Raw genomic sequence first — 7,927 nt, forward strand, 5'->3', positions numbered from 1 at the left:
CTTCTATAGGAGTCACAATGTTATAATGGCACATGCTTTTATACATTCACATCCCTTTTTGCGACAGTAAATGCTCGTATTGTGCTTTTAACTCGTATGTCGATAAATTCTCTCAACGAAAAGCCTATATGGGAGCGCTTTTAGATCAGCTCAAGCATGAGCTTGAACGCTTTGAAGTCTCGTTGGACAATAAAATAGAAACAGTGTTCATCGGGGGAGGCACCCCCTCTACCGTTGAACCCTCTTTGTATCGCCCCATATTTGAGATGATTGAACCTTATTTGAGTGAGGATTGTGAAATCACCTCCGAAGCCAATCCCAATAGCGCAACGTATTCATGGTTGGAGGGGATGTTCACTCTTGGGGTCAATCGTCTCAGTTTTGGAGTGCAAAGTTTCCATGATGAAAAGCTCAAAACACTGGGGCGTGCCCATAATACGGAACACGCCATTCAAGCGATCCAAAACGCTCACGCAATCGGGTATCAACATCTCAGCATTGATTTAATATACGGGGTCAAAGGGGATACGAAAGATCTTTTACAATCCGATATAGATCAAGCATTCACCCTCCCTATCGATCATATCAGTCTCTACGCATTGACGATCGAAGAGGATACGCTCTTTGAAAAAACACCACAAATGGCGCAAGAGGAGTTGAAGCTCACCCAATGGTTGTTTCAACAGATCAACGAACGGGGATTTAAACAGTATGAAATTTCCAATTTCGGACAATACCGTTCTCGCCATAATCTAGGGTACTGGGAGCATAAAGATTATATCGGTGTCGGTGCCGGTGCGGTCGGTTTTTTAAAAAATACCCGGTTTTACCCTGCTACCTCAGTAGAAACCTTCATCCAAACTCCCCTGGAGATTCATACTGAAATCATAGAACCCGATGCCCTGATCAGTGAAAAGCTCTTTTTGGGATTTCGAAGCGTCGTCGGTGTCGATGAAACGATTTTAAATCCAAAACAAAAACAAAAAGCTGCCATGCTCTGCGATGAAGGGCTCTTGATTTATCAAAATGGCCGTTTTTTCAATACCGATTTTCTCTTAGCAGATGAAATTGCTCTGAGCGTAGAGGGGTTTTAACTTTCTTTGGATAAAATTTCCCTCATTTTAAAAATTTGATTTTTGGATAACACAATGTTTGGTATGGGTTTAAGTGAAATCTTTCTGATTGCGATCGTTGCGGTTTTGTTTCTGGGGCCGGATAAACTCCCTGAAACGATGGTACAAATCGCTAAACTCTTCAAGAGTGTCAAAGGAACCGTAAATTCCGCTAAAGCGACCTTAGAAGAGGAGATGAAATTCTCTGAACTCAAAGAGAGTGCCCTGAATTACAAAAAAGAGCTCACCGAGGCAAGTGCTGAATTGGAACGGATGAGCAGCGTTACAGAGATCGGTTCTGAACTCAACGTCATCAAAAACGATTTGGATTTTAATAGTATCACCTCGTCGGCACCTTCTGCACCCAAAGAGCCGGAAGTGATCACTTTTACCCCAAAAGCAAAAGAGATTAAACCTGTAGAAGAGAAAACGGATGTTTGAAGATTTAAAACCCCATTTAGCGGAACTGCGCAAACGCCTCGGTATTAGTGTTGCCGCTGTCCTCATCATGGCAATCGTCATGTGGAATTTTCATGATGCCATTCTCGGATGGATCACTCAGCCGCTCATCACGGCCCTCACCTCTGTTGGAAAAATATCCCCAAAAGCAGCACAAGGGATGCTGGTGACAAAAGAGCTCTCCGAAGCGTTCTTTGTCGCAATGAAAGTCTCTTTTTTCGCAGGACTCATCGCTGCGATTCCTATCATTTTAGCTCAAACCTGGCTTTTCATCGCCCCTGGCCTATACGCCAACGAGAAAAAGATGATCATCCCTATCGTGATCGGCGGGAGTGTCATGTTCCTTGCCGGCGGCGCGTTCGCATACTATTTCGTCACCCCTTTGGGATTTGCCTTTTTTATCGAATTTGGGAGCGCTTCGTTCGTTCCGATGTACAATATCAGCGAATATGTCGAATTTTTTACCAAAATTATTTTCGGATTCGGTTTAGCGTTTGAACTTCCCGTATTTTGTTATTTCCTTGCACTTTTGGGGTTTATCGATGATCGGACGATGATCAACTTTTTTCGCTATGCCATCGTTTTAATTTTCATCATTGCCGCGGTTCTCACTCCGCCGGACGTTTTGAGTCAAATCATGATGGCGATTCCGTTGATCCTCCTTTACGGTATCTCTATCGTTATCGTCCGCCTCGTTAATCCGGCCCCAAAAGAAGAGCCGTACATCGAAGAAGATGAAGAAGAGACGATTGACTAATCTCGATCCCCTGCTCACCGCCAGCTATCACTATGAGCTCCCTAACGAGCTTATAGCGACCCACCCCGTCCATCCCAGAGACCATGCCCGTCTTCTCGTTTATAATCGATCCGACAAGAGCATAACCCATGCCCGTTTTGATGCACTCGAATCGTTTCTCCCTGAAAATTGCGGTATTATTTTTAACGATACCAAAGTCATAAAAGCCCGTTTGTACGGGAAAAAAGAGAGCGGTGGTGCGATCGAGTTGCTCATCAATCGCCCCCATGATGCCCATACGATCAATGTCTATATTCGAGGACGGGTCAAAGAACAAACCCTACTTCTTTTTGATCAGGACCTGAGTGCCCGTATCATTGCGTTGCATGATGATGGTTCGCGGGATGTCCATTTTTATCTCCGAGATACCCTTATCCGCTTCGAGGAACTTCTCCCTGTTTTGGATCGTGTCGGACACATTCCCCTCCCTCCGTATTTGGGACGTGAGGATAACTCCGAAGACGAGAGGGAATACCAAAGCATTTTTGCCCACCATGAGGGTGCGGTTGCCGCACCTACGGCGTCGCTTCATTTCACCGACGCGCTCTTTGACGCCGTATGTTCGCGTCATCCGCATGCTTTTGTCACGCTCCATGTCGGTTCGGGAACCTTCAAACCCGTCGAAGCGGAAATTATCACCGATCATCCGATGCACTCAGAGTATTTTAACATCAGTTCTGATGCGCTCGCTCTCATTCAGAGTGATATACCGCTTTTAAGCATCGGAACCACCTCGACCCGAACGGTCGAGTATTATGCCCGTACACACGAAACACACGGTGAAGCAAACCTCTTTTTACATCCCAACAATCCGCCCCAGAGGATCAATCATCTCCTCACGAACTTTCATCTCCCCCAGTCCACACTATTGATGTTAGTGGCCTCGTTTGTCGGGCTTGATGAGACCCATCGTATCTACCAAGAGGCGATAAAGGAACACTACCGTTTTTTTTCCTACGGTGACGCGATGCTTATTCGCTAAATTATCTCAAATTATGATAAAATAGTGATAACATAATCGAAGGCAGATCGTCATGAAACATCTTAACCGCAGACATTTTTTAGGCGCAGGCTTATTATTGGGGGCTTCGGCACTTCTTGGTAAAGAGACTCCAGAAAAACCTATCGCCGTACCACAAGAATATACTCCACCCATCATTGCGTTTCCGGAAAAGAAACCGATGGTAACCATTTCGGATCGTCCACCGCTTCTCAAATCCTCCAAAGGACGGGAAATCTTCACCCAGGCCATCACTCCGAACGATGAGTTTTTTGTCCGTTGGCATCTACCCGATATTCCGACTCACATCGATTTGAACGAATTTCGTCTCGAAGTAAAAGGTTCGGTCAATACTCCACTTTCACTGAGTGTTGATGATCTCAAATCAAAATTTGAACCTGCAGAAGTGACTGCCGTATTGCAATGCGGCGGAAACAGCCGAAAATACTATGCCGTGACGGGACAAGCGACACACGGCGTGCAATGGGATCACGGAGCAATGGGATGTGCGGTATGGAAAGGGGTCAAACTCAAAGATATCCTTAATCGCGCAGGGGTAAAAGAATCGGCAACGTGGGTCGGTTTCAATGGGTTGGAAAAACCGGCGATGGATGAGACCCCAGATTTCTTCCGCGAAATGGAGATAGCCGAAGCACTCGAAGATCAAATCATCGTGGCTTATTCTATGAATGGGGAAGATTTGCCGTATCTCAACGGCTTCCCGATCCGCCTCGTCATTCCGGGACATTTCTCGGATAGCTGGGTCAAAATGCTAAGCGAAATCATGGTCATGGATACCTACCGCAAAAGCTTCTTTATGGATGTTGCCTATACTGTACCGGACAATGATTGCGAATGTGTTGTCTCCGGAAGCGATTTTGAGTACAAACGTAAGCCGATCGCCGCAATGAAAGTCAAATCGGTCATCGGCTATCCATCATCCAATAGTGTCATCAAAAAAGGCTCTAAAGTCAAAATTTCGGGTGTTGCATTCGACCAAGGAAAAGGGATCAAAGAGGTGATGATCTCCCTCGACGGCGGAAAAAGCTGGAGTGCTGCGAAACTGGGGCAAGACTTCGGTAAATTCGCATTCCGCCCATGGAGCTTTGAGTGGGAGGCAAAAACCAAAGGGGACTTCACGATCATGGCACGTGCCATCAACCGTATCGGAAATATTCAACCCATGCCGGATGAAATCGGATGGAATGCGGGCGGCTACCAATACAATGCCGTCGATAACGTCTCTGTGAAAATTGTGTGAGGTGCAAAATGAAAAAATTATTACTACTTAGCCTGCTTATCGCATCTACCCTTTTTGCTCAAGTGGACAAACCGATCGAAATGCCCTATGTTGAGTACCCTATCGAATCAGGTGACCATGATGAAGTAGTACAACAATACTGCCTTATCTGTCACTCATTCGGATATATCCTAAACCAAGGGAAAAAAAGCCGCCCGTATTGGAAAGGGACGGTGCAAAAAATGGTCAATGAGTTTAAAGCCCCTATCAGCAAAGAGGATCAACAAATGATCGTCAACTATCTCGTCAAACATTACGGATATGAGACGCAATCGAATCAATCAGGACACTAAGTCCTGATTTAGACGACATAGACTCTTCCGTTTCTTACCTCGATTATCCCACTTAACTCCGCCTCAAAAACATCACTTGGAAATTTTATTACGATTTCATCATAGATCGGATTGGTACGACAATACGCAATAAAAGGGGAATCTTCAATCAATTGTTTTCCACGTTCTGAGACCCGTTCGACAAAAAGGTCCACATCATCGATTACATTTGCTTTTCCCTCTGCCATAAGCTTACGCGTAGCAGCACTCTCATGGAGACGATGAGGAAGAACATAGATACTTTTTCCCATGGCCAATGCATATTCGACACTCCGCATACTGCCGCTTCCGATGTCCGCTTCGGTCACGATCAAAATATCCCCCAATGCAACCACAATCTCATTGCGTACGACAAAACTCCATTCTCTGGCTTTAAATCCGCATTCAAATTGACTTATCGTTAAACCTCTTTGTTCTATGCTACAGATTAGATCTCTATTGATGACAGGATAGCGGATATCGATCCCACAGGGCAATACAGCAACAGTATTTTGGGCACCGGCGCCTTGATGTGCAATCGTATCGACACCGATTGCCGCACCACTGACAATAACCATCCCCGATTGTGCAAGTTTCTTGGCTAATTCATAAGTCACTGAACGGGTGTATTGATTGGGATGTCGTGTTCCGATGATAGAAATTTTAGGACGTTTTAGCAATTCGGCGTTCCCTCGAAAATAAAGCGCATCAGGGGAGTGTTTTAGAGAAGTAAGTTCCGGGACTGAAAATGGCACTATCGATTCCATATTATCTCTCTTCAAGAATTATGAAACAATACACTTTAGAAAAAAAAGGCTCAAAAATCTGACAAATTGTCAGATTTGATCGATACCGACGAGTTGTACACCGCTTAAAAGATCTTTTGACTCTTTCAGAGCTCGAATCGTATCGACACGCGGATGACCGATAGCGATAGCGGTTCCATAACGCTTTGCTTTCGAAACGGCTTCTCTAATTTGGCGTTTAACATTCGCTACACCGTCTTGATCATCGAGAAAAACATCGCGTGTCAAATAACGCATACCGTATTTTCCGGTAGCTTCTCGCGCTTTGCTGGTTCCGATGGTTCGACTGTCGACGAATTGCAGCCCCTCTTTTTTCATGACATGGATCAATTTATCCATCGCCTCAGAATTAGAGGTGTATTTCGACCCCGTATGGTTATTCATATAATGGACATTCGGAAACAGTTGCTTAAGCGCATCAAGCCGTTTTTCAATCTCCTCTTCACTACTTTCGATACGAAGTGTATCGGGTTCTTCATCATGAAACGCCACCGCTTCCAACGGCAGGTGAACCATGAATTTGGATTGCTGTTTGGCTAGAAGTGCCGAATCCGGATGACGCGGACTTGGTGGAAGAAATGACATCACAATCGGCAGTCCCGTCGATTGAATCGCTTTAACATCATGGGCATACGATACATCATCCATAATAATGACCAGCTTGGCTTGAGCTCCGCTTGGACGCTCTTCGCGAGGCGGAGGAGGTGGGGGCGCTACTTTTTTATTGTCGGGAGCATATTCATGCTGGGGTTTCACCTCTTCAGCCGTTCGCTCACGTTGCAGCATATCTTCGAGCTCTTTTTTTAGACGTCGAATCTCGCCGTCTTGCGGAGTCTCTTTGTGTGTTAATGCAGTTTTGTTCTCATCAATACTGCTCAATTCTTTGATCTGCTGTACCAACTTGTGGGTTTGATTCCGCTCAGCGACCAACTCTTTTTCGGCTTGTCTAAATCCCAAAAAATAGCCGATAAATATGGCAAGGAGAAATACCAAGAGACTAAAAAGTCCGATTGCCAAACGTTTTAAGGTAAAATATTTTTGGAAAAGAGGCTGTTTGTACATAGTAGAGAAAAACCTCTTACGGAGATATCTTCAGAGCTCATGCTCTGAAGTAGGGAGATTAGTTTTTAGATTGGTCGACGATTTTATTTTTAGCGATCCACGGCATCATAGCGCGGAGTTTAACACCCGTTTGCTCGATCAATGACGCACGCGCATTTGCACGCTCAGCGTTCATGCGTGGATAACCCGCTTGACCTTCAAGGATGAAATCTTTTGCAAAGCGTCCGTCTTGGATCTCTTTGAGGATCTCTTTCATCGCCGCTTTTGATTCTGCATTGATAACACGTTTACCAGAAACATAGTCACCGTATTCTGCTGTGTTAGAGATAGAATAACGCATATCCGCGATACCACCCTCGAACATCAAGTCAACGATGAGTTTCAATTCGTGGAGACACTCGAAATATGCCAATTCAGGTGCGTAACCTGCTTCTGTCAATGTTTCAAACCCTGCTTGAACAAGTGATGCAGCACCACCGCAAAGAACCGCTTGTTCTCCGAAAAGGTCTGTTTCTGTCTCGTCTTTAAATGTGGTTTCAATAATTGCCGTACGTCCGCCACCGATAGCCGATGCGTAGGATAGTGCCAACTCTTTAGTCGTACCGCTTGGGTTTTGACCAACAGCGATCAAATCAGGAATCCCGCCGCCGCGAACGAACTCTGAACGGACAGTGTGTCCCGGAGCTTTTGGAGCGATCATTGTTACGTTGATGTCTGCACGTGGATGAATACGTCCGAAATGGATGTTAAACCCGTGACCGAATGCAATGGTTGCACCGTTTTTCAAGTTTGGCTCGATTTCGTTTTTGTAGATTTCCGCTTGGTTTTCATCCGGAAGAAGAATCATTACCACATCCGCGTATGCAGACGCTTCGGCAACGGTCATTACTTTGAACCCTTTTGCTTCCGCTTTAGCCCATGAGCTACCCTCTTTACGAAGACCGATAACCACTTCAACACCGCTGTCGCGTAGGTTTTCTGCGTGTGCGTGACCTTGTGATCCAAAACCGATCATTGCCACTTTTTTGCTTTTGATAATTTCGATATTACAATCTCTATCGTAGTAAACGTTCAATGCCAT

At 45.2% G+C, this 7,927-nt stretch carries 9 protein-coding genes; 6 read left to right on the forward strand and 3 right to left on the reverse strand.

Features of this window, described 5'->3' with window-relative positions; all coding sequences use genetic code 11:
* Positions 1-32: 32 nt before the first annotated feature.
* From hemW to JHC35_RS06245, 6 genes are read left to right on the forward strand one after another with little or no spacing between them, the layout of a single operon-like run.
* Positions 33-1,094 carry a radical SAM family heme chaperone HemW gene (hemW, locus tag JHC35_RS06220; protein WP_295043068.1) on the forward strand — a complete coding sequence of 354 codons (1,062 nt, stop codon included), beginning with the start codon at positions 33-35 and terminating at the stop codon, positions 1,092-1,094.
* Positions 1,095-1,148: 54 nt separating this feature from the next.
* Positions 1,149-1,553, forward strand: a complete 405-nt coding sequence (gene tatB, locus JHC35_RS06225) for a Sec-independent protein translocase protein TatB (RefSeq protein ID WP_365996489.1) — start codon at positions 1,149-1,151, stop codon at positions 1,551-1,553.
* The gene (gene tatC / locus JHC35_RS06230) at positions 1,546-2,328 is read left to right on the forward strand and encodes a twin-arginine translocase subunit TatC (RefSeq protein ID WP_295043072.1); all 783 of its coding nucleotides are present in this window, start codon (positions 1,546-1,548) and stop codon (positions 2,326-2,328) included. Before tatB ends, tatC begins: the two co-directional genes overlap by 8 nt.
* Complete coding sequence (gene queA / locus JHC35_RS06235; RefSeq protein WP_295043074.1) at positions 2,321-3,349, forward strand: tRNA preQ1(34) S-adenosylmethionine ribosyltransferase-isomerase QueA; 1,029 nt, start codon at positions 2,321-2,323, stop codon at positions 3,347-3,349. The genes tatC and queA overlap by 8 nt, the downstream gene beginning before the upstream one ends.
* Positions 3,350-3,401: 52 nt before the next feature.
* A complete protein-coding gene (locus tag JHC35_RS06240) occupies positions 3,402-4,628 on the forward strand; it encodes a molybdopterin-dependent oxidoreductase (RefSeq protein ID WP_295043076.1) in 1,227 nt (408 codons plus the stop codon).
* Between the two features lie 8 nt (positions 4,629-4,636).
* A complete protein-coding gene (locus JHC35_RS06245; protein WP_295043078.1) occupies positions 4,637-4,960 on the forward strand; it encodes a sulfite:cytochrome C oxidoreductase subunit B in 324 nt (107 codons plus the stop codon).
* Positions 4,961-4,968: 8 nt separating this feature from the next.
* On the opposite strand, the gene JHC35_RS06250 is transcribed toward JHC35_RS06245, so the two are convergent.
* From JHC35_RS06250 to ilvC, 3 genes are all read right to left on the reverse strand, one after another.
* Positions 4,969-5,733, reverse strand: a complete 765-nt coding sequence (locus JHC35_RS06250) for a DNA-processing protein DprA (protein ID WP_365996488.1) — start codon at positions 5,731-5,733, stop codon at positions 4,969-4,971.
* An 81-nt stretch (positions 5,734-5,814) separates the two neighbouring features.
* The gene (locus tag JHC35_RS06255) at positions 5,815-6,846 is read right to left on the reverse strand and encodes a divergent polysaccharide deacetylase family protein (protein ID WP_295043082.1); all 1,032 of its coding nucleotides are present in this window, start codon (positions 6,844-6,846) and stop codon (positions 5,815-5,817) included.
* 58 nt (positions 6,847-6,904) lie between these two features.
* On the reverse strand, positions 6,905-7,927 hold a 1,023-nt coding region (gene ilvC / locus JHC35_RS06260), incomplete at its 5' end, for a ketol-acid reductoisomerase (protein WP_295043084.1).

This window comes from Sulfuricurvum sp., assembly GCF_022759005.1.
Taxonomy (GTDB): Bacteria; Campylobacterota; Campylobacteria; order Campylobacterales; family Sulfurimonadaceae; genus Sulfuricurvum.

Bases quoted from the DNA above. Each gene is read 5' to 3' on its own strand.
- JHC35_RS06245 (WP_295043078.1), top strand. From the start codon at position 4,637: ATGAAAAAATTATTACTACTTAGCCTGCTTATCGCATCTACCCTTTTT.
- tatC (WP_295043072.1), top strand. From the start codon at position 1,546: ATGTTTGAAGATTTAAAACCCCATTTAGCGGAACTGCGCAAACGCCTC.
- tatB (WP_365996489.1), top strand. From the start codon at position 1,149: ATGTTTGGTATGGGTTTAAGTGAAATCTTTCTGATTGCGATCGTTGCG.
- hemW (WP_295043068.1), top strand. From the start codon at position 33: ATGCTTTTATACATTCACATCCCTTTTTGCGACAGTAAATGCTCGTAT.
- JHC35_RS06255 (WP_295043082.1), bottom strand. From the start codon at position 6,846: ATGTACAAACAGCCTCTTTTCCAAAAATATTTTACCTTAAAACGTTTG.
- JHC35_RS06240 (WP_295043076.1), top strand. From the start codon at position 3,402: ATGAAACATCTTAACCGCAGACATTTTTTAGGCGCAGGCTTATTATTG.